This window comes from Noviherbaspirillum aerium (genome assembly GCF_008929045.1).
GTDB classification, from domain to species: Bacteria; Pseudomonadota; Gammaproteobacteria; order Burkholderiales; family Burkholderiaceae_D; genus Noviherbaspirillum; species Noviherbaspirillum aerium.
In genome coordinates this window covers 44,009-68,671 of the sequence record NZ_VFAH01000004.1, presented here as the reverse complement: position 1 = coordinate 68,671, position 24,663 = coordinate 44,009, and the positions used below count along the sequence as shown (strand labels likewise).

General features: G+C 60.9%; 22 protein-coding genes. 12 read left to right on the top strand and 10 right to left on the bottom strand.

Annotation, left to right across the window (positions count from 1 at the left end; genetic code table 11):
* From FH061_RS07905 to FH061_RS07885, 5 genes are all read left to right on the top strand, one after another.
* Positions 1 to 183: a cbb3-type cytochrome oxidase subunit 3 gene (locus FH061_RS07905; protein WP_151634740.1), complete on the top strand. Its 183-nt coding sequence runs from the start codon at positions 1 to 3 to the stop codon at positions 181 to 183.
* Positions 176 to 1,108: a cytochrome-c oxidase, cbb3-type subunit III gene (gene ccoP, locus FH061_RS07900; protein WP_151634738.1), complete on the top strand. Its 933-nt coding sequence runs from the start codon at positions 176 to 178 to the stop codon at positions 1,106 to 1,108. The genes FH061_RS07905 and ccoP overlap by 8 nt, the downstream gene beginning before the upstream one ends.
* A gap of 150 nt (positions 1,109 to 1,258) precedes the next feature.
* Positions 1,259 to 2,653 carry a cytochrome c oxidase accessory protein CcoG gene (gene ccoG / locus FH061_RS07895; protein WP_151634736.1) on the top strand — a complete coding sequence of 465 codons (1,395 nt, stop codon included), beginning with the start codon at positions 1,259 to 1,261 and terminating at the stop codon, positions 2,651 to 2,653.
* Between the two features lie 22 nt (positions 2,654 to 2,675).
* Complete coding sequence (locus FH061_RS07890; protein ID WP_151634734.1) at positions 2,676 to 3,230, top strand: FixH family protein; 555 nt, start codon at positions 2,676 to 2,678, stop codon at positions 3,228 to 3,230.
* 185 nt (positions 3,231 to 3,415) lie between these two features.
* The gene (locus FH061_RS07885) at positions 3,416 to 3,661 is read left to right on the top strand and encodes a hypothetical protein (protein ID WP_151634732.1); all 246 of its coding nucleotides are present in this window, start codon (positions 3,416 to 3,418) and stop codon (positions 3,659 to 3,661) included.
* Positions 3,662 to 3,750: 89 nt separating this feature from the next.
* On the opposite strand, the gene fnr is transcribed toward FH061_RS07885, so the two are convergent.
* A complete protein-coding gene (gene fnr / locus FH061_RS07880; protein WP_151634730.1) occupies positions 3,751 to 4,515 on the bottom strand; it encodes a fumarate/nitrate reduction transcriptional regulator Fnr in 765 nt (254 codons plus the stop codon).
* A 517-nt stretch (positions 4,516 to 5,032) separates the two neighbouring features.
* Between fnr and FH061_RS07875 the strand changes: the two genes are divergently transcribed.
* Positions 5,033 to 5,389 carry a hypothetical protein gene (locus FH061_RS07875; protein WP_151634728.1) on the top strand — a complete coding sequence of 119 codons (357 nt, stop codon included), beginning with the start codon at positions 5,033 to 5,035 and terminating at the stop codon, positions 5,387 to 5,389.
* Between the two features lie 120 nt (positions 5,390 to 5,509).
* On the opposite strand, the gene FH061_RS07870 is transcribed toward FH061_RS07875, so the two are convergent.
* From FH061_RS07870 to FH061_RS07850, 6 genes are all read right to left on the bottom strand, one after another.
* Positions 5,510 to 5,938 (bottom strand): heme-copper oxidase family protein, encoded by a 429-nt coding sequence (locus tag FH061_RS07870; protein ID WP_151634726.1) that lies wholly within the window; start codon positions 5,936 to 5,938, stop codon positions 5,510 to 5,512.
* Between the two features lie 71 nt (positions 5,939 to 6,009).
* A complete protein-coding gene (locus FH061_RS07865; protein ID WP_151634724.1) occupies positions 6,010 to 7,017 on the bottom strand; it encodes an alpha-ketoacid dehydrogenase subunit beta in 1,008 nt (335 codons plus the stop codon).
* A 10-nt stretch (positions 7,018 to 7,027) separates the two neighbouring features.
* Positions 7,028 to 7,990: a thiamine pyrophosphate-dependent dehydrogenase E1 component subunit alpha gene (locus FH061_RS07860; protein WP_151634722.1), complete on the bottom strand. Its 963-nt coding sequence runs from the start codon at positions 7,988 to 7,990 to the stop codon at positions 7,028 to 7,030.
* 143 nt (positions 7,991 to 8,133) lie between these two features.
* Entirely contained in the window at positions 8,134 to 8,442 is a 309-nt protein-coding gene (locus FH061_RS30905) for a hypothetical protein (RefSeq protein ID WP_225984536.1), read from the bottom strand.
* Positions 8,391 to 9,473, bottom strand: a complete 1,083-nt coding sequence (locus tag FH061_RS07855; protein ID WP_225984535.1) for a GAF domain-containing protein — start codon at positions 9,471 to 9,473, stop codon at positions 8,391 to 8,393. The genes FH061_RS30905 and FH061_RS07855 overlap by 52 nt, the downstream gene beginning before the upstream one ends.
* Positions 9,470 to 9,964 (bottom strand): hypothetical protein, encoded by a 495-nt coding sequence (locus FH061_RS07850; RefSeq protein ID WP_151634720.1) that lies wholly within the window; start codon positions 9,962 to 9,964, stop codon positions 9,470 to 9,472. Before FH061_RS07850 ends, FH061_RS07855 begins: the two co-directional genes overlap by 4 nt.
* A gap of 178 nt (positions 9,965 to 10,142) precedes the next feature.
* On the opposite strand from FH061_RS07850, the gene FH061_RS07845 reads away from it, so the two are divergent.
* Together FH061_RS07845 and FH061_RS07840 are read left to right on the top strand one after the other, a co-directional pair.
* Positions 10,143 to 10,865 carry a pseudouridine synthase gene (locus FH061_RS07845; RefSeq protein ID WP_151634718.1) on the top strand — a complete coding sequence of 241 codons (723 nt, stop codon included), beginning with the start codon at positions 10,143 to 10,145 and terminating at the stop codon, positions 10,863 to 10,865.
* A 277-nt stretch (positions 10,866 to 11,142) separates the two neighbouring features.
* On the top strand, positions 11,143 to 13,482 hold the full coding sequence (locus FH061_RS07840; protein ID WP_151634716.1) for a DUF1631 family protein: 2,340 nt from the start codon (positions 11,143 to 11,145) through the stop codon (positions 13,480 to 13,482).
* Positions 13,483 to 13,749: 267 nt separating this feature from the next.
* Here FH061_RS07840 and ppnN read toward each other — a convergent pair whose 3' ends face one another.
* Positions 13,750 to 15,120, bottom strand: a complete 1,371-nt coding sequence (gene ppnN / locus FH061_RS07835; RefSeq protein WP_151634714.1) for a nucleotide 5'-monophosphate nucleosidase PpnN — start codon at positions 15,118 to 15,120, stop codon at positions 13,750 to 13,752.
* Between the two features lie 427 nt (positions 15,121 to 15,547).
* Here ppnN and FH061_RS07830 point away from each other — a divergent pair, with 427 nt between their 5' ends.
* Positions 15,548 to 18,205 carry a bifunctional diguanylate cyclase/phosphodiesterase gene (locus tag FH061_RS07830; RefSeq protein WP_192804960.1) on the top strand — a complete coding sequence of 886 codons (2,658 nt, stop codon included), beginning with the start codon at positions 15,548 to 15,550 and terminating at the stop codon, positions 18,203 to 18,205.
* 67 nt (positions 18,206 to 18,272) lie between these two features.
* On the opposite strand, the gene FH061_RS30360 is transcribed toward FH061_RS07830, so the two are convergent.
* A complete protein-coding gene (locus FH061_RS30360; RefSeq protein WP_192804959.1) occupies positions 18,273 to 18,812 on the bottom strand; it encodes a hypothetical protein in 540 nt (179 codons plus the stop codon).
* Positions 18,813 to 18,857: 45 nt separating this feature from the next.
* The gene (locus tag FH061_RS30355) at positions 18,858 to 19,067 is read right to left on the bottom strand and encodes a hypothetical protein (RefSeq protein ID WP_192804958.1); all 210 of its coding nucleotides are present in this window, start codon (positions 19,065 to 19,067) and stop codon (positions 18,858 to 18,860) included.
* Between the two features lie 678 nt (positions 19,068 to 19,745).
* On the opposite strand from FH061_RS30355, the gene FH061_RS07820 reads away from it, so the two are divergent.
* From FH061_RS07820 to FH061_RS07810, 3 genes are read left to right on the top strand one after another with little or no spacing between them, the layout of a single operon-like run.
* Positions 19,746 to 22,010, top strand: a complete 2,265-nt coding sequence (locus tag FH061_RS07820) for an alpha,alpha-trehalose-phosphate synthase (UDP-forming) (protein ID WP_151634710.1) — start codon at positions 19,746 to 19,748, stop codon at positions 22,008 to 22,010.
* 2 nt (positions 22,011 to 22,012) lie between these two features.
* Positions 22,013 to 22,840: a trehalose-phosphatase gene (gene otsB / locus FH061_RS07815; protein ID WP_151634708.1), complete on the top strand. Its 828-nt coding sequence runs from the start codon at positions 22,013 to 22,015 to the stop codon at positions 22,838 to 22,840.
* Positions 22,818 to 24,659 carry a glycoside hydrolase family 15 protein gene (locus FH061_RS07810; protein WP_151634706.1) on the top strand — a complete coding sequence of 614 codons (1,842 nt, stop codon included), beginning with the start codon at positions 22,818 to 22,820 and terminating at the stop codon, positions 24,657 to 24,659. Before otsB ends, FH061_RS07810 begins: the two co-directional genes overlap by 23 nt.
* Positions 24,660 to 24,663: the final 4 nt, after the last annotated feature.

Here is a 24,663-nt window from a genome sequence, read left to right as displayed (position 1 = left end):
ATGACTTTCGAACAATTCATTTTCGATGCGCGCAATCTGATCACGGTGCTCAGTTTCCTGAGCTTCATCGGGATCGTGTGGTGGACCTACGGCGCGCATCGCGGCGCGGATTTTGACACGGCGGCACAACTGCCGTTTGCGGACGATAACGACACCGCTGCATCGGAGAAGCAACATGGCTGACTTTACAAGCGAATTCTGGAGCATCTATGTCGCGGTGCTCACCGTCCTCGGCATCGCCGGCTGCGCCATCCTGCTATGGTCGCAGGCCAAGGTGAAGATCGTCATCCGCGAGGGCGAGGAAGCCGATACCACCGGCCACAGCTGGGATGACGGACTGACCGAACTGAACAATCCCATGCCGCGCTGGTGGATGTGGATGTTCTACCTGACCATCGTGTTCGGCGTGATTTACCTGGTGCTGTATCCGGGCCTGGGTTCCTTCAAGGGCAAGCTTGGCTGGGAATCGGTCGGCGCCTACAAGGAAGAGCTGCAAAAAGCCGACGCCGACTACGGTCCGATCTTCGAGAAGTATCAGCAGCAGGACTTGAAAACCGTGGCTGCCGATCCGCAGGCCCATGCCATCGGCGAACGCCTGTTCCTCACCTATTGCGCGCAGTGCCACGGCTCGGACGCCCGCGGCAACAAGGGCTTTCCAAACCTGGCCGACAAGGACTGGTTGTACGGCGGCGATCCGGACGTGATCAAGACAACGATCATGCACGGCCGCAATGGCAACATGCCGCCGATGGGGGCGGCCCTCGGTTCGGACAAGGACGTGGAGAATGTTGCGCATTATGTTCTCAGCCTGTCCGGCGCCACTTCGGATCCGATCAAGGTCGCATTCGGCAAGGACAAGTTCGCCGCCTGCGCCGCCTGCCATACCTCGACCGGCGCGGGCAACCAGGCTCTAGGGGCGCCCAATCTGACCGACAAGGTCTGGCTCTACGGCGGCAGCGCGGAAACCGTGATGGAGACCATCCGCAAGGGGCGTACCAACAGCATGCCGGCCTTCAACGAATTCCTCGGCGAAGGCAAGGTCCATCTGCTCGCCGCCTATGTCTGGAGCCTGTCGAACGACACCTCGATCGTTACCGCGAAAAAATGATCGGGTGGTGCGGATCCCGGCATGCCGTCTTGATCCGCACCTTCGATGCGAGCTACGGCCGGCGCAGACGCGCCGGCTTCAGGAAGCAAGAAGCAAATGGCAAGCGGCAAGCTGGTCATTGAAACGTTGAAAAGTCAAAGAGTTGAAGCCATGGGCGAACCTGCTGTGAAGGTTTCGGTAATCAGGATGTACGAGGCCCGCCAGGAAATCTATCCTCGCGAAGTCAAGGGCCTGTACGCCAATTGGCGCTGGGTGTGCGTCTGGCTGACCCAGCTGGTGTTTTACGGATTGCCGTGGATGTCGTGGAACGGCAGGCAGGCGGTGCTGTTCGATCTCGCCGCCCGCAAGTTTTATCTGTTCGGCCTGGTGTTGTGGCCGCAGGACTTCATTTATCTCGCGCTGCTGCTGATCGTCTGCGCCTTCTCGCTGTTCCTGTTCACTGCGGTGGCCGGCCGCGTATGGTGCGGCTATTCCTGTCCGCAGACGGTCTATACCGAGATCTTCATGTGGATAGAGCGCAAGATCGAAGGCAACCGCAGTACGCGCATGCGTCTCGACAGGCAGCCATGGGGCGTCGAAAAGATTGCGCGCAAGTCGGCCAAGCATGTCGCCTGGGGCTTGCTGGCGCTATGGACCGGTTTCACCTTCGTCGGCTATTTCACGCCGGTGCACACGCTCGGCAATGAAGTCCTGACCTTGAATCTCGGCCCCTGGGAAAGCTTCTGGATCCTGTTCTACGGATTTGCCACCTACGGCAATGCCGGCTGGATGCGCGAGCAGGTGTGCAAGTACATGTGCCCCTATGCCCGTTTCCAGAGTTCGATGTTCGACAAGGACACGCTGATCGTCACCTATGATCAGAAGCGCGGCGAACCGCGCGGCGCGCGCGGCAGGAATGCCAGCAAGGCGGCGCTGGGCGACTGCATCGATTGCTCGATGTGCGTGCAGGTGTGCCCGACCGGCATTGATATCCGCGATGGACTGCAGTCGGACTGCATCGGCTGCGCCGCCTGCATCGATGCCTGCAACATGGTGATGGACAAGACCGGAGCCCCGCGCGGACTGATCCGCTATGCCACCGAGAATGCGATGGAGAAGGGGCTTGGCAGCGCCGATATCCGCAAGCGTGTGCTGCGTCCGCGCGTGCTGATCTATAGTGCCATCCTCTTGCTGGTGATGTCGTTTTCCTTCGGGTCGCTGATCAGCCGCGACCTGGTCAAGCTGGACGTGATCCGCGACCGCGGCTCCATGGGCCGGGAGGTGGAAGACGGCATGATCGAAAACGTCTACCGCCTGCAGATCATGAACACCGATGAACGGACGCACCGTTATCGCATTTCGGTCAAGGGCATCGACAGCATCGCGCTGGTCACCGAAGACGAGGTCACGCTGGAGCCGACCGCTTCACGTGCGGTGCCGGTGCGCGTGCGCATTGCCCACGGCAAGGGCGAAAAGGGCTCGAACAAGATCTGGTTCGAGCTCAAGGCGGCCGACGACGAGCGTCTGCAGGTGGAAGAACAAGCGGTATTCATCGTGCCGCGTTAATGAATCAGTGAAGGAGCAAGTCATGCAATCGAAACATTCGCGCCGGCCGGCGCCGGCAAGAACGGCAGCATCCGCAACATCCGCCGCCCCCTGGTACGCCCATCGCTGGCCCTGGCTGCTGATGCTGGGTCCGATCATCGTCGTGATCGCGGGCATTCATACCACCTGGATCGCATTCACCAGGCAGGATGCGCTGGTGGTCGACGACTATTACAAGCAGGGCAAGGCCATCAACCAGGACCTGAGCCGCGACCGGGTGGCTGCCAGCATGAAGCTTCAGGCCACCATGCGCTATGACGCGTCGTCCGGCCAGTTGCTCGGCAGCGTGCGCAGTCTCGGCCAGCCGGTTGGCGGACCGCTCACCATCAAGCTGGTGCACTCCACCCAGCCGCAAAAGGATGTCTTGTTGCAAGTGCGGCCGGATGCCGAGGGCAATTTCAGCGCCGCGCTGCCGATGCTGGATCGGGCTCGCTGGCAGGTCTCGCTGGAAGGCGCGGAGCGCAACTGGCGCGTGCATGATGTGTGGGACTGGCCGGTGCAGCGCTCGGTCAGCCTGACCGCGTATCACGCGGATTGACGGGAAACGGGGTTGTCGGAGTCGGAAGAGCGGCTGCGCCATTCCCGATTTTGCGAGTGTTCCAAGCGCGGATTCCCGAATCCGGGAATTCGCGGCGAAAATGAACCGGACTCGACAGGCCGGATCAGTTAATGAATGACAAGGCTTGTCCATGTTGCATGGGCAGGCCGGTGGAGGAGGTGACAATGGCAAGACTGATCATGGCAGTGCTGTGGCCGTCGTTTCTGGTCGCTATTGTGGCCGAGGGTTTTTTCTTTTCTTTATTCGACCCGCGCGACATGGCATTGGGCGGCGCCCATGTGGAAATGAGCCCGCTCGGAATCTACACCCTGGGATTTTTTTGTTTCTGGATGTTTTGCAGCCTGGCCAGCATGCTGACCTGCTATCTGCTCAATGTTCCCAACGACAGGAACCGGCGCGTGAGGATCTGAGCCCGCGCCCGCAGGGAAAGGCCTAATACCGATCCTGCGCCGTACCATGCCGTGCGACCGAGTCCTTCTTGACCCGGCCGCGTTCCGCGTCAGGCGCAGGTCTGGGTGCCGGCGGCAACCGCCTTGAGGATGGCAGGGTCGACCAGTTCGAGGTTGCGGTTGCTTACCTTGATCCAGCCGCGTTTCTTGAATTTCGACAGCAGGCGGCTGATGCTTTCAATGGTCAGGCCCAGATAGTTGCCGATTTCCTCACGGGTCATGCGCAACTGGAAGCTGGTCGAGGAATAGCCGCGGATCGAGTAGCGCGATGACAGATTGGTCAGGAAGGCGGCGAAGCGCTGTTCGGCGCGCATGTTGCCCAGCAGGAGCATGACGCTTTGCTCACGCGTGATTTCCTGGCTCATCATCCGGTGGAAGTGGTGCAGCAGCTGCGGCATCTCGCCGAACAAGCCTTCAAGACGTGAAAACGGGATTTCGCAGACTTCGCTGTCTTCCAGCGCGATGGCGTCGCAGTGGTGCCGTTCGGTGCTGATGGCGTCCATCCCGAGCAATTCGCCAGCCATCTGGAAACCGGTGACCTGCTGGTCGCCGCTGGGATTGACCTGGTGGGTCTTGAAGTGGCCGAGGCGGATCGCATACAGGTTGGTGAAGGGGTCGCCGACCCGGTACAGATGGCTGTCGCGAGGAATCCTGCGGCGGCGTCCGATGATCTGGTCGAGCCGGTCCATGTCCTTTTCCTGCAAGCCCATCGGCAGGCAGATCTGATGCATGCTGCAGGCGGAGCAACGGGCGCTGATCTCGCGGGAGCGGGAAGCGGCGGCAGGCTGGCGGACGAGGGCTTGTGCTTGTGTCATGGTGGCTTGATCCTTGGATGCTGGCCGCTGCAGGAGGGGTTTTCCGTCGCGGCCGAGTTGTCTGCCACCTGTAAAGCAAGCGCTGTGCCATGTTGGCGGTGAAAAAGCAGATTCACGCGCGCTCCAATTCACGGGCGGGTTTTCCCGCACTTGCCGGCTTTGCGGGGTCGTTCCGAGGTCGGCATGCATTCTCGCAAGCGGGAATGCGTCCAGTGGACTCGGTCCGGCCTTTCATGTGGACGGCGTGATCATGTCGTCCTGGGCGCGGGAGTCGATATCCGGGAACAGAGGCGTCGGAGCTTACGGAGAAACCGGGATTGCTGGCGCCGGATTGGCATCGATGCTGGTTGCAGGTCAGGGCGGGATAGCAGCCCGCCCCAGATCTTGCGTGGCATTGCGGGAACCGGATTGATCGCCATGCCACTTAATTCTGAGATATCTTGAATCACGCCGTTTTAACTAAAGGAGATTAAAAATGGCCCTCCCATTAGCACTCGGAGCACTCGGACGCGCAGCGGTGTCCCACCTTCCCAATGCCGCAAACAGCCCGGCGGCTAAGAAGGCGGGCGGAGAAGTTCTCGACCAGGTTTCAAATTTTTTCAAGAATGGAAAAAACGAAGCGGATCTCCTGGGAAAAAATGGCAAACCCGGTCTGGTCGATGGATTCAAGAATCTGTTTAAGGGCATGCCGGACAAAATGAAGGATGACATAGTCGATGCAATGAAGGACCAGATGAAGAGTGCCTTCGGAATGGATGACAAGGCATACAGTGCTTTTTCCAGCATGTTAAAGGGCGACAAGATTTCCCAGATTCCGCTGGACCAGCTTTTGTCGGCCGGGAGGTTCGTTTTCGACATGGCTTCCCAGCTGTAGAAAGTTGAAAACCGGCTATGTCAGCGTGACTGGCTATCGGTATTTTGATTGAAGCCCTTGCCCTTGGTCAGACAAGGGCATGCAACGGAAAGCCGGAAGCCGGTTCGGTCGGCGGCGCAATCAGCGTGCCTTCAGATTGATGAACAGATTCGCCGCGAACACCAGGATGCCTAGCGCGGCGACGATCTCCGACGCGGCCAGCACCGGCACCAGCGCCGTCGTACCGGTAATGACGAGGCCGAGGGCAACCGCCATGACTGGCAGCGAGAGGTTGGCCAGCCAGAAATGCAAGCGGGCCAGCTTGCTCAGGCCCGCCTCCGGAAATACGCTGTAGATTAGGCCGGCAAGGGCCATGGTCGCCCAGCCGAGCAGATTGATGTGCGCATGAACCGGGCGCATGGTGAAGTCGCGGCTCGCGCCCATCATGATTCCCATGCCGACGCCGATGATCAGATAAACGACTGCCAGCTTGAGCCAGATGATGCCGACCGGCGAGAAAGCGCGGGTGCCGCCATGGTCGGTGTGAAGTGATGATGCGGTGGTATTCATGGTATTTCCTTCCGGGGTTGGGGGAGTGGCAGTGATGGTTTTGACGCATTGATGCTCAGATGCTCAGATGCTCAGATGCTCAGAATCTCCGGCTCGCCTATGTGCAGTGCGTGCGAGCGCGCATGGCCGGCCAGCTTGCGCGCGGCCGCGGCGATGGCGTCCGGCCGCGGCAGGAATGCCTGTTCCAGCGGATAGCTTGAAGCCGCCGGCGCATCGGGGCCGGTGAGGCGCGCGACCGGCGCCTTCAATGCATCGAAGGCGTGTTCCGCCACGATGGCGCTGACTTCCGCTCCGACGCCGCACAAGCGGCTCGCTTCATGCACAACCAGCAGTCGACCCGTCTTGCGCACGGAGCGCAGGATCGCTTCTTCGTCCAGCGGTTTGAGACTGCGCAGGTCGATCACTTCGGCCGAGATGCCTTGCGCGGCCAGCTCGGCGCCCGCCTGGAGACAGCTGCCGACCATCTTGGCATAGCTCACGATGGTGACATCGCTGCCTTCGCGGGCGACGGCAGCCTTGCCCAGCGGGATGACATGCTCATCTTCCGGGACATCCCCCGGCGCGTAGCCGAGGGCGAGATCGACGAAAAACAGGACCGGGTTGTCGTCGCGGATGGCGGCCTTGAGCAGTCCCTTGAAGTCGGCGGCGTTGGAGGGCATCACGACTTTCAGGCCGGGACTATGCACGAACCAGGCTTCGAGATTGTGGTTATGCTGCGCGCCGACGGTCCAGCCGGCGCCGGTCATCGCCATCACGACCATCGGAAACTCGAACTGTCCGCCGGAGAGATAGCGCAGCTTGCCGGCACTGTTGACGATCTCGTCCATTGCGAAGCACAGAAAGGGCGCGAACAGCAAATCGACTACCGGGCGCAAGCCGGTGGCGGCGGCGCCCGCGGCGGTGCCGGCGATGATGCCTTCGGCCAGCGGCGTGTTGCGCACCCGTTTCCCGCCGAATTCCTTCACCAGCTCGGGCCGCTTGGTGGCCACTCCCTCGCCGAACATCATCACGCGCGCATCGCGCCGCATTTCCTCGGCCAGCGCCTGGCCGATGGCATCATTCACGGTCAACTTGTTCATGCAAGGCTCCTCAGGCGTAGACGTCGGTGGCGAGTTCGGAAAGTTCGGGGAAGGGCGAGGCGGCCGCGAATCGCGCGGCCTGTTCGACCTGCGCCCGCACGCGCTCCTCGATGGCGGCGATGTCGGCCGTGCCCAGTATGTCTTGTGCAAGCAGGCGCTGCCGCATCAAAGCCAGCGGATCCTTTTCGCGCCAGCGGGCAAGCTCCTGTGCGTCGACATAAGCCTGATCATCCGGCTCGAAATGTCCGCGCAGGCGGTAGGTGTAGGTCTCCAGCAGATAGGGCTTGCCGGTTTCGCGGATATACGCTGCCGCTTCGAGCGCTGCGGCATGCACGGCTTCGACATCGTTGCCGTCGACGGTGCGGCTTTCCATGCCGTAGCCTTTCGCCCAAGCGCTCACATGGTCGCCGGTCATGGTTTCCTCGCGGTGGACGTAGGCTTGCCACTGGTTGTTTTCGCAGACGTAGAGAATGGGCAGGTTCCAGACCATCGCCAGGTTGAGCGATTCATGAAAGATGCCTTCGCCGGCGGCGCCGTCGCCAAAGAAGCAGGCGACAATGCCGGCTTCGCCGAGCATGGTCTTCGACAGCGCGACGCCGGTGGCCAGCGAGAGTTCGCCGCCGACGATGGTGGAAGTCAGCACCACGCCGAGTTCTTTCGCCGATATGTGCAGGGAGCCGCTCTTGCCCTTGCAGTAACCGGTGCTTCGGCCCATGACTTCGGCCAGCATGCGCCCGGTATCGGCGCCACGGGCGATCAGATGGCCGGCGCTGCGATGATTGGTCAGGATGCGGTCTTCGTTGCGCAGGGCCGATACCACGCCCACCGCCGAGGCTTCCTGGCCGACCGAGGTGCAGGTGCCGGCGGCGGCGCCGGAGGCCTGTATCTCGGCGGTCTTTTCTTCATAGGCGCGGATCAGCATCATGCATTCGAGCATGGATGCAGGGCTGCGGCTTGCTGTCGTCCGATTCATGTTCGTCCTTCCTTTCAAACGCGGGATGGGGACGAAGTCTACTGCAGGCAGCGGCGGCAGAATCGGTGCTGGCGGGGCTTAAGGTTTTTTTAAGAATTATTGAATGAAGTTTTAAGAAAGCCGCAGCCTGAGGGATGAATTGTCTATTCCTGGAGCAATGAAATCGCCCGGTCGACGCGCAGGCGGAAGCGGCCTCGGCCGGTTTTTTCAATACGCATCGCAGCGTCGCGTTCGACCAGGCGCTTGCCGAGCAGCAGGAGGCGCGCTTCGAGATTGTCGCTGACGTCCGGCAAGCGTATGCGCGAATCGAGCCGCAGCTCGCGGTTGGTGAATTCGGTACGGCCCTTGTCGGCATAGTCGCGCAGCAAGGTCCAGAAAATCGAGCCGGCCACCCCCTTGATCAGGTAATCGTCGCCGAGAAATACCGAATCATTTCCGGCGAAATGCCGCACCGGCAGCGGTGTCCCCCGTCGCGCGGCGCGGGCACCTCGGCGGGCGCGGGCGTTTCGTCGCTGCAGTCGGCAGCGCTCTGCAGATGGGTAATCGTCATTCCCAGCTGCCGCGCCAGGCTGACCAGGGCATCCTCATCATCATAGGTAAAGCGCAAGTCCTGCGGACTTTCCACATACAGCACGCCGAGCGTGCGCTGTCCGGCGGCGATCGGCACGGCCAGCTGGCTGCGCGGCGAGCAGAGTCCGGGTAGCGGTATCTCCGTCTCCAGCGCGGAAGCCCAGTCGCTGCCCTCGGCGCTTTCGCGGATTGCCCGGCTGTAGGCGTATTCAGTCGTCATGTGGCTGATGCGGATCGGCGCGCATTCGCGGGCGGCGACGCCGATCACGCCTTGCCCCATGGGAATTTCAGAACCAATGCCGGAGGATTCGTAGCCATGGCTGGCGACTGTATACAACCTCTCGCCGGGCTGGTCGAGCATGAGAATCATGGTGTGGTCGATGGCGAACTGCTGCTGCAGGCAAGCCAGGGTTTCCGACAGCAGGCCGTCGAGGTCGCTGCAGGCGGACAGCCGCTCGCTGGCATTGCGCAGGGCGGACAGCAGGTTGCGCTGCGGCGGCGGCATGGGCACGGTCTCGCCCGGCACCTGCTGGATGTCATGCACACGGAACACATCCGAGCCGAGTAGCCGGAATATGCCAGTCATGCCGGTTTGCGAGGCGATGCCGGCCAGCTTGGCTTTCATGCTTTCAAACAGCGGGCCGGAAGTCTCGGTGCGGAGGTACTCGATGGCCAGCCGGTATTGCGCTGCGGTCGCCGGATGCGTCACCACCAGCGTCGCGCGCGGATTGACCATGATGTTCTGGCGCGTCTTGTTGAAGAACTGGTAGGACATGGCGACATGCCGGCTGTCTACGAATTGCACCTGCGACAGGTAGGCCACGTTCGGCATGCCGTCGGCGGAGACGGTGGCCATCGTGCCCGGGATCACGCCCTCCAGGCAACCGCGTATGGCGTCGAGCTGGATGATCATGCTTGCGCTTTCAGAGGCTCGCCGGCGTTCGGCCCGGGTGTCTGGGAATAGGCTTCGAGGGGTGTGAACGTCACGGCGACCAGGTCGGCCGGCGGTGCGGCGAGCAGGGTGCGGATCAGGATTTCATCGAATCCGAGCGGATCGAGTTCCCGCGCAAAGCTGCTGCGGTAGCGCTCCACGATATCCAGGTCGCCGGCCAGCAGGCCGCCAACCACCGCATCCTTGCCCTTGATCTGTACCGTCCTGTGGGTTGACGGCCGGCTGAAAACGACCGTGATGGCGCCGTTTTCGCGTACGCAGCGTAGCACCGGCGCGCCCTGGGTGGCGGAAATGAATATCGTCACCTGCCTGCGGTCCGGGGAAAGACGGCAACCCGTGGCCCGGGCCAGCGTCGGCATACGCTGGTTGTCGCAGGCGCCGACGGAGAGCGACACGCCGCTCTGCAGGAAGTCGGCATGCTGGGGATCGATCAGTGGAGGGTTTGCTGACATATCGTAGTCTGCTCGTGGATCGCTTGGTATGCGCAGTGAAGACCGCGTGGGTCCCGTTATCGGATGATACCCATGGCAAGGCCGCAAGTCACCAGAGCGCCATCTTTCTAGCGCTTTCGGCGTAGCTCCGGCCGCGGTGGGCGAGGGAAAGCGGCCAAGCTTCTGGTACAGTTCCGCCATGAGTAAACAAAGCCTTGACCGTATCCTGCAATCGCAGGGATTCGGCACCCGGAAATGGTGCCGCGAGCTGATTTCCGACGGCGAAGTCGCCGTCAACGGCGAAACCATCACCGATTACCGTGCCTCCCTTGAGACAGATGGCCTGTCATTCACCATTTTCGACGAAACCTGGGAATACAGGCAGCATGTCTACATCGCGCTCAACAAGCCGCCGGGCTATGAATGTTCCCGCAAGCCAAGCCATCATCCCGGCGTGCTGACGCTGTTGCCCGAGCAATTTACCTGGCGCGAAGTGCAGCCGGTCGGCCGGCTCGATCATGATACGACCGGCCTGCTGCTGATGTCCGACGACGGCGCCTTCATCCATGCCCAGTCTTCCCCCAAGCGTCATGTGCCGAAGTTGTACGTGGCCACGACCGATGCTCCCGTCACGGACGAGCTGATCGAAAAGTTGTTGTCAGGCGTGAAACTTCATGACGAGCCCGCGCCGCTGGCTGCGCAATCCTGCCGCAGGCTCGACGAGCACCGCCTCGAGATCGTTCTGGAGCAGGGCAAGTACCATCAGGTCAAGCGCATGCTGGCAGCCGCCGGAAACCATTGCCAAGCCCTGCGCCGCACGATGGTCGGCAGGCTGGAGCTCGACAGTCTCAGCCTGGACGAGGGCGAATGGTGCTATCTCGACGAAGAGAAGCTCTCACTGCTCGCGCCTGCCGGCGCTTAGAACGGTTTCGCCATGACCGGCCTGGTCGAGGCCGAGGCGGATTGCTGGTGGAGCGGGGCGGGACGACGCAACATGACCAAGTCATGACAAGAAGTCACAACGCAGCGCCAATGCCAATACCAACCTGTCCGGGATCGGCAGGCAAGTCAGGGGGGAGCCGCTCTGGCTTGCATGCCGGAACGAATTGGAACAAAGCTGTAATGTTTGCGGTATTTCTTGTGATGCCGTACGGCATTTCCGCATAAACTAGAGCCATTGCGTTTCCGGAAGCGTCGGCATGGCTGAAACCGAATACAAGCGTCTTATTTTCGCTGCCCAGACCCGGGCTGAAGTCAGCTTCATGGCCCTGGTCCGGCAGGCGCTGGAGGATGCCGACCGGCACATCGGCGAACGCTTGCTGCAGCCGAAATCCGGCAACGAACTGCCGGCATTGAAGACGGCGCGCCAGTATATCCGCCAGGACAGCAGCGTCTTCCTGCGCCGCATCGACGGCTTGTTCAAGAACTATCTTGAACGGGCAATGCAGACCATGTTCATTGATTTGCGGCCGGGTCTGCGCAATGTGGCTGCCGCCGAATTGACGCTGATTGACGACGAGGTCGTCAATCACCAGATCGAGGTCGGGCGGCTTGCCCACCGGATGCGCGAGGCGACCGAGGAAAGCATCGGCCGCCTCAATGTCATCATCGCGCAGCTGCATGGGCAAATCGAAGCCCGGGAGCGGGAAAATCCGTTCCGCCCCTACTTGCTGGCGCGGGCGTTGCATGAAGCGGTCAAGACCAGCACCGGCGATGAAACCCGGGCAAGACTGCTGTTCGAACACCTTTCCGACGCGATGGTGCTGCATCTGCCGGATTACTATGCGTCCCTGCGCGCGGTCTTCGAAACCTCGGGCGTGCACGGGAAGTTTGTCGCTCAGCGTTCACGCCATGCGCCAGGCCAGCGCTATTTTGGCGCACCCGGCACCAATCGGCGTGCCACGGACCAATTCCAGCAGCAATTGCTGCCCGGCTTGAAGCGCCTGTTCGACGCGTTCACCGCCGCGCAGTCCGAAGAACCTGGCAAGGCTTCCGCACGCGGCAATGCCGACACGCAGACGCCGTCGGTTCAGGAATTCCTGCGCGGGATGCTGTCCCCGGTCCGTACCTTCCTTCCGTCCGCGAGCGGCAACGCGCCGATCGTAAAATACCCGGTGCCGGCGGCGAATCCGCTGCTTGCCCAGCTCGATGCGATCCAGCAGCAGGCGGCACGCGGCAACGTCCCCGACGGCCGCGCGGCCGAGGGAGCCCCCGGCCGCGATCCGCTGGCTGCCGTGCGTGAAAACCTGGACTTGCAGAAGGTATCGGTAACGGAACGCATGACCATCGATGTGGTTGCCTTGCTTTTCCAGATCATTCTTGGAGACCAGCACATTCCAGCGTGCGTCAGGCAGCAGATGGCAAGACTGCACGTTCCCGTGCTCAAAGCAGCCGTCATGGAGCCGGAACTGCTGCACGACGAAGCGCATGCGGCGCGCCGGCTTCTCAACCGCATCGGTTCGGTGACCGTCGATGCCGATTCCGAGAGTGCCGATGGCCGGCGCCTTGCGGCGGAAGTCGAGCGTCTGGTCAATCGCATCCTGCATGACTTCACCTGCGATACGGACGTTTTCAAAGACGCTCTTGCCTCCTTCGAGCGCTTTCTTCAGGACCGGGTCCGAGAGGAAGACCGGTATGCCGCGCAGGCGATCGATGTGGTCGAATCGGCCGAGCGCTGCAGCGTTCTGCTGACGAATGCGATGACTGTGCTGTGCGAGGTTTTGCCGCCGCTGAATGCGGACAAGCGGATCACGGACTTCGTTATTCGCATATGGCCGCAGGTTCTCATGCATGCCGCGCGCCAGGACGGCGAATCCGGCATGGCGGCCGGCAGCAAGGATAGCCTTGTGCTGCAGTATCGGGCCATGCTCCCGGAGTTAATCTGGAGCATTCAGGACAAGCAGACGCCGGAGGAACGAAACGGTTTGATGCGCATGCTGCCTGGACTGGTCAAGGGACTACGCCAAGCCTTCGTACTGATCCGCTTGCCCGAGGAAGAGGCCGCAGAAATTCTTGATGTGCTGGTCGGGATGCATACGCGCATTCTGCGCGGGCCAGGCCTGTCCAGGCCGGCGCCGCAGCCGAGCCTGGATGAGCTGCGTCAGCGCTTTGCCCGGGTGGGGACCGGCTGGCACCAGGCAACCTGGACGCTGGCGGACCCGCCGCGGGTTCGGGACGGCATCATCGAAGACCTGCTGGCAAGCCGCAAGCTCAAGATGGACTTGAGAAGCGAGTTCGGCACTGGTGCGGCGAACAAGGCGGATCAGGATGCTCTGACACAGGCTTGCCAGATCGGCGCCCGGTTCCAGCTTGCCGCAGCCGAACCTCTTGCCATGCAACTGATCTGGATCAGCACGCATCGTTCGCTCTACCTGTTCAAGCAGGAGGGCAGGCAAGGCGAGCTGGTTCTGTTCGCTTGCACATCCCTGCGCGAAGCCTTGCGCAAGGAAGCGGTGTTGCCCCTAGAATATGCGCCGGCGTTCGAACGGGCTGTCGAATCCCTGCTGTTCGGCGCGAGCAGACTGGCCCAGCCGTCATAGAGCGGTTTCACCCTGACCTGCGTGTCGATCCCGGACAGATTGCCGCTGGCACCGCGTTGTGACGCCTTGTTCCAGCAGCAATCTGCCTTGGTCTCGACTAGGCGGATTGCAGGTGGGTGTATGGAAGAATCGGTTTGCCCTGGGATGCAGGGCAAGGCAGGAGAAGCGCCCTGTGGCGGGCCATACCAGCGACGAACAACGCCGCCATGCGCCATACATGAGAGCCGGCTTCCGCCGGCCCCGTACATTTCAGAATCCCGTGACCGTCTACTTCACGATACGGTAGCAGGGGTTGTATTGCTTGCCCGGCAGCTTCATCCGGTGCTGGGCAACGAAGGATGCCAGCAGCGCATCCATCGGCTCCATGATGCTGCGCTCGCCATGAATCTCGAAGACTCCATGTTCCTCGATGGCACGAATACCCTGGTCCTTGACGTTGCCTGCCACGACTCCTGAGAAGGCACGTCGCAGATTGGCCGCCAGCTGATGCGTTTCCTGGTTTTTATCCAGCCGCAGGTTGCGCATGTTTTCATGCGTGGGCCGGAACGGACGCTGAAACTCGGGATCGATGCGCAGCAGCCAGTTGAAGTAGTAGGCATCGCTGCGCGACTTGCGGAATTCACGCACGTCCTTGATGCCGTTGTGCATTTCCTGTGCGACGAGCACGGGATCGTCGATGATGATCTTGTAGCGCTTCTGCGCTTCGCGGCCAAGGGTGAGGCCGATGAACTGGTCGATCTGGGTGAAATACTCCCGTGAATTTTCCGGTCCGGTAAAAATCAGCGGGAAGGGCAGTGCGGCATTGTCCGGGTGCAGCAGGATGCCGAGAATGTACAAAATCTCTTCGGCCGTGCCCGCACCTCCAGGAAAGACGACAATCCCGTGGCCGGTGCGCACGAAGGCTTCCAGCCGCTTTTCAATGTCGGGCATGATGACGAGATCATTGACGATGGGATTCGGCGACTCCGCGGCAATGATGCCGGGTTCCGTGAGCCCGAGGTAGCGGCCATTGGCGATGCGCTGCTTGGAGTGAGCAATGGCGGCACCCTTCATCGGGCCCTTCATTGCGCCGGGCCCGCAGCCGGTGCAGATGTCCAGCGAGCGCAGGCCGAGTTCATAGCCGACCTTCTTCGTATAGTCATATTCCTCGCGCGATATCGAATGACCGCCCCAGCACACTACCAGGTTGGGGTTGTTCATCGGCCTCAGCACGCCGGCGTTGCGCAGGATATGAAATACGGCGTCGGTCACGCCTTCGGAAGAGGCAAGATCGAATTTTGGATTGTCGATGATCTCGTCATTGACGAACACCACGTCGCGCAGCACCGCGAACAGGTGTTCATGAATGCCCTTGATCATCTTGCCGTCGACAAAGGCATTGGAGGGCGCGCTCTTGATATCAAGCTTGATGCCGCGTTCGCGCTGGATGATGCTGATATCGAAGGACTTGTAGCGTTCGAGCAGTTCCTTGCCGTCGTCCAGCGGACTGCCGCAGTTGAGGACCGCCAGCGAACAATTGCGGAAAATGGAGTACAGGCCGCCTTGGCTGGTGTCGAGCAGCCGTGCGACTTCAGCCTTGGACAGAATCTCCAGGCGGCCTTCCGGGGAAATCTGGGTATCGACGACGTAATTTTGCATAGGTGCAGGTTCTCTTCTCTTGTATGGTCCGTGACTCGAACACTAGCTTACACGCATGCTGCGTACCTTGAGTATACCTGCGGGATACACATGCCGGAGCGCATGATGGAAAGAGATGGCACAGGCGTTGACCAGACGCAATCAGGGAACGCCCGTGAAAGCACGGACTAAAGCTGAACCAGTCCGGCGATACGCTGTTGTACTTATGGTATTCCGCGGGACGCTACTGGTTGATCTGGACCGTATGCCGGACAAACTGTGCTCTCCTGGCGGATAAACTGGTGTATGGTGAAATTGGGTGCCGGGCCTTCCAGGCCTGCCAGCCTGACAGCCGCATCGCCGGGCAAACCGGCTTTGCATGGCGGCATGCTTCGGCGCCGGCTTGGCAGCCGACGGCCCATGAAGACACATCGACGGCTTGATGGACATGCAGACGCCAGATAAGACCTTTGAGAGGGACGGGCTTTTCGATGCCGACCCCGAGCTCGCGTTCGATGAAATCACGACGCTGGCCGCCACCTTGTGCGCGACGCCGATGGCCGTCATCTCACTGCTTGACGAAAAGCGCCAATGGTTCAAGTCCAGATTCGGCGTTACCCTGGACGAGACGCCGCGCGAGATTGCGTTTTGCGCCTTGACCATCGAGCGCAGGAGCTTGACGATCATCGACGATGCGCAGTCGCATCACCGCTTCGTCGACAATCCGCTGGTCACCGGTCCGCCAAACATCCGCTTCTATGCCGGCGCGCCTCTCATCATGAGTGACGGGACCGCACTCGGTTCACTGGCTGTGATGGATGTCGTTCCCCGAACTCTTCACCCCGAACAAGAACAGGCCCTGGAGGTGCTCAGCCGCCAGGTGGTTGCGCAAATCGAGCTGCGCAGGAACCTGCGGCACCTGAGCGACGTGCTGCAGGAACTGCGCCGTTCGGACGAACTGCTGCGGCTGTCGCATCGCGAGCTTGAAAAAAGAGTGGCGCAAAGAACCTCCGAACTCATTACGCTCAATGCGAGACTGGCCTGCGAAATCGAGTTGCACAGCAGCGAGGCGAAAGGCTCGCAGGCGATCATCGATAGTCTGCCCGGCATCTTTTACCTGTATGACCGGGAAGGCAATTTTCTTCGCTGGAACCGGAATTTCGAACTCATCACCGGCTACACGAAAGACGAGATCCGAAAGTTGCGGCCGCTCGATTTCTTTGCCACCCAGCGCGAGAGGGAATTGGTTGAAGAGCGTATCGTTCGCGCCTTCATTCATGGCAGCGCCAGCGTCGAAGCCGATCTCCTGACCAAGTCAGGTCGTCATATTCCCTACCTGTTTACCGGGGTGCGTATCGACTTCAACGGCCAGCAATGCATTTCCGGCATGGGAGTCGACATCACCGAGCGGCGTTCGGCGGAAGAAAGCCTGCGCTTGCGCAACCGTGCGATACAGGCCAGCGTCAATGCCATCATCATTACCGATCTTGAGGGCAATATCGAATATGCGAATCCGGCCTTCGAACGCATGACCGGCTACTCGGTAAGGGAAACGCTGGGGAAAAACTGCCGCTTTCTGCAGGCGGGTGACCGCAATCAGGCAGGCATTGCCGCGATACGCCATTCGATCGCCATGCGGGAAGAAAGCTCTGCCTTGCTGCGCAATTACCGCAAGGATGGCGAGATGTTCTGGAATGACGTACATATCGCTCCGGTGCGCGGGCAGGATGACGAAGTGACCCATTTCGTCGGCGTGCTCAATGACATCAGCGCCATCAAGCAATATGAATACGAACTCGAACGGCATGCCAATGTGGATGCGCTTACCGCGCTGGCCAACCGCAAGGTGCTCAAGGACAGGATCCGGCATGGCATCGCCACCGCCGGGCGACATGATGAATGGGTCACCGTCGGCTTCCTGGACCTTGACAACTTCAAGTTCATCAATGACAGCCTGGGGCATAACGTGGGCGATGAATTGCTCAAGCAGGTTGCCAAGCGCCTGCTTGCCTGCCTTCGTGAACACGATACCGTCGCGCGTTACGGCGGTGATGAATTTGCCTTCGTCATCATCGGCGAGAAGGATGAGAAATCGATTGCCGTGCTGATGGATCGCGTACTGCGTACCGTTGAACTGCCTTTCCTGGTCGAAGGACACAAGCTTTTCGTCAGCTGCAGCATCGGACTGAGCTTCTATCCCAAGGACGGCGGTGATGTCGACACGCTGCTCAAGAACGCCGATGCGGCGATGTATCGGGCGAAGGAGAAAGGGCGCAACAACTTTCAGTTCTACACGCCTGCCATGAACCAGCGCGTTACCGAGCGCCTGTCTCTGGAGTCACGGCTCCGGCAAGCACTCCTGAAGAATGAATTCATCCTGCATTACCAGCCCAAGGTGAATCTGAAGAGCGGCCGCATTGTCGGCGTGGAGGCTTTGCTGCGGTGGCAGCCGTCGTCCGGGAGCATGGTGCCGCCATCGACATTCATTCCGCTTGCCGAAGAAACGGGATTGATTGTTCCCATCGGAGAATGGGTGCTCTACACTGCCTGCAGGCACAACAAGGAATTGCAGCGGTCGGGACTGCCGCCGATGCGGGTGGCGGTCAATATTTCGGCACGGCAGTTCAATCCCGAGACGCTGGTCCACATGGTCGGCGATGCACTGCTCAGCACCGGCCTGGAGCCGGAACTGCTGGAACTGGAATTGACGGAAAGCCTGGTCATGCAGAATCCCGAAGAGGCCATTGAAGTGCTCGCCCATCTCAAAGGCATGGGGCTGCGCCTGGCTATCGATGACTTCGGCACCGGCTATTCAAGTCTCAGCCATCTTCAGCGCTTTCCTGTCGACCGGCTGAAGATAGACCAGTCCTTTGTCAGGGACATCGGCGCCGATCCCAATGACGCCATCATTGCTAGGGCCGTCATTTCCCTGGGACACAGTCTTGGCCTGAGCGTGATCGCCGAAGGCGTATCCAATCATGAGCAGTTGGCCTTTCTTAAAGAAAACGGCTGCGACGAGATGCAGGGCTTTTTGTTCAGCATGCCGGTCCCGATCGATGAGCTCATCTCGCTTCTGAGAAGCAATCGAACACTTGCGATGCATTAACGCTCTTCGTACATCTGCATACATATAGATGCGACTTGTTTCATTTCCTATCAAATTGGAATGATCTTTATATAAATGCCAGAGAACCCATGATAAGTTCGTAGTCTAAATGCTTACCTTCTGCACTTTGCTGAAGTAATCCATCCAAAGCATTCCAATCATTGATATTGTTAGGAGGCAGCATGAAGAAGAAGTCCATCGCATTAATCATTTCCCTGCTAAGCGCAGCCGGTATCGCCGTGGCACAAACAAGCTCGTCGTCCGGCTCTTCGTCAAGTCCCAGTCCAAGCATGAGTAGCGGCTCGGGTGGTTCGAGCGGCTCCAGCGGCAGCGGTACATCGGGCTCCTCCGGTTCCACCGGCATGAGCTCGGGTTCGAGCGGCACATCCGGTTCGTCTGGTTCCAGCGGCATGAGCTCGGGTTCGAGCGGCACGTCCGGTTCGTCCGGTTCCAGCGGCATGAGCTCGGGCTCGGGTTCGAGCGGTTCAGGCAGCAGCTCGGATACCAGCGGATCGAGCACCAGCGGGACCGGCTCCAGCGGATCGGGCACCAGCGGTTCAACCGGCATGAGCTCCGGCGGCTCGGGCACCAGCGGTTCAACCGGCATGAGCTCCGGCGGCTCGGGCAGCGGTACTTCCGGCAGCTCCAGCTCCTATCCGAGCAGCGGCTCCGGCAGTTCGGGTTCCTCCAGCAGCACAGGTACCTCCGACAGCACAAGTTCCGGCAGCACCGGCACCTCCGGCAGCACAGGTTCCGGCAGCACCGGCACCTCGGGCAGCACAGGTTCCGGTAGCACCGGCACCTCCGGCAGCACAGGTTCCGGCAGCACCGGCACCTCCGGCAGCACAGGTTCCGGCAGCACAGGATCCGGCAGTACCGGTTCATCGGGCGGCAGCACCTCCACTTCCCGTTAACCCGGGCAAGGGGAACGGGCACTGCCTGAACCTTGCATCTTGCGTCTGACGTTCCGGCCGCTTTCATGCGGCCGGAAATCATTTGCAGGCTTTGCTGCCCGCCATGGTATTTCCCCTGTCCGAAAGCCGGGCGAACGTAACGAGCACGCGGTTAAGGACAGGCAGCGACATACCTTCGGGCTTGCGGCTCACCCATTACAGTGCACTTGTCTGGAGACTCTCCGTCTAGTACGCACGCGGCTCCGCAAGGTGCCTTCGGGTTCCGCTTAGCGACCCTCTCGCTACAAAAATGCCGGGCGGCCCTGCTTTGGCTTGAGCACCCGGTGCATTGCCGGGAGACTGGATTCCAGACTTTTGCAACCACCTTAGCGCCAGCGCAAAGCTTGGAACTATTGCATCGCCGGGCGATCTTCCAAGACAGTGGCAAACCGATGCTCACGACATTGTGCCAAAGCTCAAGTGAACAACGAGAGCCTGATGCGCAGTTCCGTTGCGGCATCGGTCACGCAACATTGATCAAAAGTGAACAACACTGCAGCGCCTTGTGGCATCAGAAATGGTGACTCCAGGCACGCCGTCCGCATGTCGTATGGCCGCTTCCAACGCGGACGTTTTTGGAAGGGATTATGCCGACAAGACTATTCCGCCTTTCGCTCCGTTTTGTTTTGCCGCTGGCGCTGGCACTTGGGCTTTTTGCCTATGCAGTAGTACCTCTCGTTGACAACCTGATGGTCCGCTGGTCCGTCAGGGATCTGGATACCAAGTCGCAGTCGCTGGCCAATGCCTTGCAGGAACCGTTGAGGGAGTACGTTCCCGAGAGGGCGGAAAGGCGAATCAATCAGCTGTTCGAACGCGCATTGCGTGATCAGCGGCTTTATGCGATTGCCTTCTGCGACCCGGCAGGCGCCATTTTGTACAAGACTCCAACCTACCCGCAGTCCCTCGGTTGCCGGCTCGGGCAGGAGGAAAGTTCCGGCAAGGAATCCCTCGTCAACTTTCCGCAGGGGCCGCTGCACGTGTCTGACAGCCGGCTCGAATCCGAGGGGCAGAACCTCGGCAAGCTGATCCTGGTACACGACATGAGCTTCATCGAAAGACGAAGCGCCGATACCAGGAAGTACGGCATTCTGCTGTTCGCATTGCTGGCATTGGTCATTTCCCTGATTACCGTATTCGTCGCCCACCTGAGCTGGCGTGACTGGATGGCTTCGGTCAAGAGCATTTTGCGCGGTGAAAGCGAGGCTCGGGAAGGCAAGGGTCCGCACCTGTCGACCCCTCCCGAAATCCGTCCCCTGGAGGGCGATCTGCGGGCTCTGCTGCATGAGCTCAATGTGGAACGCCAGACGCGCGACGATGCCACCCACCTGTGGACTCCGGAGAAGCTTCGCACGCTGCTGCACGAAGAGCTATCCGGCGATGAAGTGCTGGTGGTGTCCAATCGTGAACCCTATATGCACATGCGCACGCGCAACGGCATTGAAGTGCAGCGTCCGGCCAGCGGCTTGATTACGGCGGTCGAACCGGTAATGCGCGCCTGTTCCGGCACGTGGATCGCGCATGGAAGCGGTTCTGCAGACAAGGAAAGCGTTGACCGCAACGACCGCGTGGCGGTGCCGCCGTCCAATCCCAGCTATACCTTGCGCCGCGTCTGGCTGACCAAGGAGGAGGAGCAGGGGTATTACTACGGTTTCGCCAATGAAGGCCTCTGGCCCCTGTGTCATATCGCCCATGTGCGTCCGGTATTCCGGTCGTCCGACTGGGAGCAATACGAGGCGGTCAATCAACGCTTCGCCGATGCCGTGGTGCGGGAAGCGCGTACGGATGATCCGGTGGTGCTGGTCCAGGACTATCACTTCGCATTGCTTCCACGCATGGTCCGTGAACAGTTGCCGAAGGCAACCATCATCACCTTCTGGCATATTCCCTGGCCGAACTCGGAGTCCTTCGGCATTTGTCCATGGCGCGAGGAATTGCTCGACGGCTTGCTCGGCAGCACGATCCTCGGCTTCCACACGCCGTTCCATTGCAAGAACTTCCTTGAAACGGTCGACCGCTACCTCGAAGCCCGTATCGAACATGAATCCGGCACGATTTCCTTTGGCGGCAAGCTGACCCAGGTCGAGCAATACCCGATATCGATTGCCTGGCCGGAATCCGAGGCGAACCTGCCCACCGTCGCGGAATGCCGTGCCAGCGTGCGTGCCGAACACGGCATGTCCGATGACCATCTGCTTGCCGTCGGGGTGGATCGGCTGGATTACACGAAGGGGATCATCGAACGCTTCCAGGCTGTCGAGCGCATGCTGGAACTGCATCCCAATCTGATCGGCCGCTTCAGCATGATCCAGATCGCGGCGCCGACGCGTTCGTCGCTGGACGAGTACCAGAATTTCGAAGCGCGGGTGAGGGCGCTGGTGCAGCGTATCAACAGCCGATTCGGCACCGGAAACTATCTCCCCATCGTTCTCAAGGCCGAGCATCACGGCAGCGACCAGGTGACGCGTTATTTCCGTGCCGCCGAAGTCTGCCTCGTGACCAGCCTGCACGACGGCATGAATCTCGTCGCGAAGGAGTTCATCGCTGCGCGCTACGATGATCGCGGCGTCCTCGTGCTCAGCCAGTTCACCGGCGCGGCGCGGGAACTGCCCGAGGCGCTGGTCGTCAATCCCTACCATATCGAACAGAGCGCCGAGGCGCTCTACCGCGCTGTCACCATGCCCGAGATCGAGCAATGCGAGCGCATGCGCAGCATGCGTTCCCTGGTGAGGGACTTCAATATCTACCGCTGGGCCGGACGCATGCTGCTGGATGCGGCCCGCTTGCGGCAACGCGAACGGGTAGTCACCAAGATCCGTTCGCACAGCCGCAAATCCTTGCGCCGCGTGGTGTAGCCATGAAACTTCTGTTTTCCGACGCCGGGGTGCAGCGTCTCCAGCAATGCGTGCGCGGGCGGACGCTGTGCGCATTCGATTTCGACGGCACGCTGGCGCCGATCGTGGCCGTGCCCGAAGACGCCCGTCTCCCGGACAATCTGCGGACGCTCCTCGAGCGCATTGCATACTACGCTCCGATTGCGATCATCACCGGCCGCTCCGTGGAGGACATCAGCCGGCGCCTCGGATTCCAGCCGGATTTCGTGGTGGGCAACCATGGACTGGAAGGCGTGCCGGGATGGGAGGACCTGGCAACCGAACACGAGCACGCCTGCGCCGGGTGGCACCGGCAGATCGATCAGGCGTTGCGCGAACCTGGCTGGGACCCGGGCATACAAGTGGAAGACAAGCGTTTCTCCCTTTCCGTGCATTACCGGCAGGTGGAAGACGTTGCGGGCAGCGTGCGTGCGCTGGAGTCCCTGTTCTCGCACCTGGACCCGCCGCCGAGGATCGTGGGCGGCAAATATGTTTACAACCTGCTGATGCAGGACCGCTGCCACAAGGGCAGCGCGCTGTCGAGGCTCATGGAGCTGTCCGGCGCTACGTCTGCGCTCTACGTCGGAGACGACGTGACCGATGAAGACGTCTTTCGCATGCGCCGGCCCGACATTCTGTCGATACGCATTGAACCGTCGGCCGACAGCGCGGCCGACTATTTTCTCCCGCATCCGCGCGACATCCTCCGTCTGCTGGAGGAACTGATCGCAATGCTGCAGGCAGAGGGAGCAAGCAACTGGTTGCGGGAAGACCGGAATGGCGACAGGAATGGCGAACCTCGACAAGGATAAGCGGCGCGACGATGGCGCGCCGCCATCCCGGGCGAGGACGCTGAATCTGGGGCTGATCGGCAATTCGCGCACCAGCGCGCTGATCGATCGGCAGGCATCGATTGTCTGGTGGTGTTATCCGAACTTCGATAGCGATCCGATTTGCTGCACCTTGCTCAAACCCGAAGAGCGGGAAGCCGCCCATGGTGAAATCGGCATCGCCCTCGACGGCGTCATCCGCACGGAGCAGCACTATGAGCGCAACTCGGCCATCCTGCTGACAAGCATGCAGGATGCGGAAGGCAATGCCATCGAAGTCATCGATTTCGCCCCCCGCTTCTATCTGCACGGGCGGATGTTCGCGCCCACCATGCTGGTCAGGATCGTGCGCCGCAAGTCCGGCCGGCCGCGCATCGCCCTTAAGGTGAATCCGGCGATCGATTATGGCAGCGCGCCTGCCGTTACGCGCTGCGGCGCCCATCATATTTCCTTCGTCGGCGTCGACCAGGCCATGCGCCTGACCACCGATGCGTCACTGTCTTCCGTGCTCGACGGCCGGCATTTCTTCCTGCATGAAAGCATTACCCTGCTGATGGGGCCGGACGAGACCGTCGATGGCGCGCCCCATGACATCGGCCGTTCCTTCTACGAAAAAACGCTGGTCTACTGGCAGCGCTGGGTGCGAAATCTCGCCATTCCCTTCGAATGGCAGCAGCTCGTGATCCGCGCGGCCATCACGCTCAAGCTCAATGCCTTTGACGATACCGGCGCCATCATTGCCGCGGTCACGACTTCCATCCCCGAAGCGCCGCACAGCGGACGGAACTGGGATTACCGCTTCTGCTGGCTGCGCGATGCCTATTTCGTGGTCAATGCGCTCAACAGCCTCGGTGCGACCGGCACGATGGAGCATTACCTGGATTACATCCTCAATATCATCGCCGACACGCGCGAAGCGCCGCTTCAGCCGGTCTACGGTATCCGCCGCGAGCAGGTGCTGGACGAATACATCGCGCCGGGACTGGCCGGATACCGCGGCATGGGGCCGGTAAGAGTCGGCAATCTCGCCTATCGCCAGAGGCAGAACGATGTCTTCGGCGAAGCGGTGCTGGCCAGTACGCAGGCTTTCTTCGACACGCGCCTGGAGCGGCCCGCCGGCCTGCCCATGTTCGGCGATCTCGAGCGCCTTGGCGAGCAGGCGGTACGCTGCTATAACAAGGCGGATGCCGGCTTGTGGGAATTGCGCGGATCGATGCGGGTGCACACGTTTTCCAGCATCATGTGCTGGGCCGCCTGCCACCGGCTCGCGGTGATCGCCGGGCATCTCGGATTGGGCGAGCGGGAGGCATACTGGTCCGCGCACGCGGAAACCATCCACGCCGAGATATGCGCACGAGCCTGGAACGAAGAGCGCGGCAGCTTCATGTCCACCTTCGGCGGGCAGCATCTGGATGCCAGTCTGCTGCTGATGGCGGAATTCCAGTTTCTGCAGCCGGACGACCCCCGCTTCGTGGGCACGGTGCAAGCCATCGAAAAACACCTGCGCCGCGGCGAGTTCCTGTTGCGCTATGACGAGGAAGACGATTTCGGCAGGCCGGAAGTCGCCTTCCTGGTCTGTACCTTCTGGTGGATATTGGCTCTGGCCAGGATGGGGCAGAAGGACAGGGCGCGCGGATTGTTTGAAAACGTGCTGAGCAAGTGCAATCATCTCGGTCTTCTGGCGGAGGACGTCGCCCCTGACAGCGGCGAGTTGTGGGGCAATTTCCCGCAGACCTACAGCATGGTCGGCCTGATCCAGTGCGCCTCAAGGCTCAGCGTCTCGTGGGACAAGGCTTACTGAAAAG

Excerpts from the sequence above, each read along its gene's own strand:
- FH061_RS30360 (WP_192804959.1), bottom strand. The coding sequence starts at position 18,812 with ATGCCGGTTGAACCGCTGGTGCCCGAGCCGCCGGAGCTCATGCCGGTT.
- FH061_RS07855 (WP_225984535.1), bottom strand. The coding sequence starts at position 9,473 with ATGATCATCCAGCTCGACGCCATACGCGGTTGCCTGGAGGGCGTGATC.
- FH061_RS07870 (WP_151634726.1), bottom strand. The coding sequence starts at position 5,938 with ATGAATACCACCGCATCATCACTTCACACCGACCATGGCGGCACCCGC.
- FH061_RS07830 (WP_192804960.1), top strand. The coding sequence starts at position 15,548 with ATGCAGACGCCAGATAAGACCTTTGAGAGGGACGGGCTTTTCGATGCC.
- FH061_RS07820 (WP_151634710.1), top strand. The coding sequence starts at position 19,746 with ATGCCGACAAGACTATTCCGCCTTTCGCTCCGTTTTGTTTTGCCGCTG.
- FH061_RS07885 (WP_151634732.1), top strand. The coding sequence starts at position 3,416 with ATGGCAAGACTGATCATGGCAGTGCTGTGGCCGTCGTTTCTGGTCGCT.
- fnr (WP_151634730.1), bottom strand. The coding sequence starts at position 4,515 with ATGACACAAGCACAAGCCCTCGTCCGCCAGCCTGCCGCCGCTTCCCGC.
- FH061_RS07905 (WP_151634740.1), top strand. The coding sequence starts at position 1 with ATGACTTTCGAACAATTCATTTTCGATGCGCGCAATCTGATCACGGTG.
- FH061_RS07850 (WP_151634720.1), bottom strand. The coding sequence starts at position 9,964 with ATGTCAGCAAACCCTCCACTGATCGATCCCCAGCATGCCGACTTCCTG.
- FH061_RS07840 (WP_151634716.1), top strand. The coding sequence starts at position 11,143 with ATGGCTGAAACCGAATACAAGCGTCTTATTTTCGCTGCCCAGACCCGG.
- otsB (WP_151634708.1), top strand. The coding sequence starts at position 22,013 with ATGAAACTTCTGTTTTCCGACGCCGGGGTGCAGCGTCTCCAGCAATGC.
- FH061_RS07810 (WP_151634706.1), top strand. The coding sequence starts at position 22,818 with ATGGCGAACCTCGACAAGGATAAGCGGCGCGACGATGGCGCGCCGCCA.
- ccoG (WP_151634736.1), top strand. The coding sequence starts at position 1,259 with ATGGGCGAACCTGCTGTGAAGGTTTCGGTAATCAGGATGTACGAGGCC.
- ppnN (WP_151634714.1), bottom strand. The coding sequence starts at position 15,120 with ATGCAAAATTACGTCGTCGATACCCAGATTTCCCCGGAAGGCCGCCTG.
- FH061_RS07860 (WP_151634722.1), bottom strand. The coding sequence starts at position 7,990 with ATGAATCGGACGACAGCAAGCCGCAGCCCTGCATCCATGCTCGAATGC.
- FH061_RS07845 (WP_151634718.1), top strand. The coding sequence starts at position 10,143 with ATGAGTAAACAAAGCCTTGACCGTATCCTGCAATCGCAGGGATTCGGC.
- ccoP (WP_151634738.1), top strand. The coding sequence starts at position 176 with ATGGCTGACTTTACAAGCGAATTCTGGAGCATCTATGTCGCGGTGCTC.
- FH061_RS07890 (WP_151634734.1), top strand. The coding sequence starts at position 2,676 with ATGCAATCGAAACATTCGCGCCGGCCGGCGCCGGCAAGAACGGCAGCA.
- FH061_RS07865 (WP_151634724.1), bottom strand. The coding sequence starts at position 7,017 with ATGAACAAGTTGACCGTGAATGATGCCATCGGCCAGGCGCTGGCCGAG.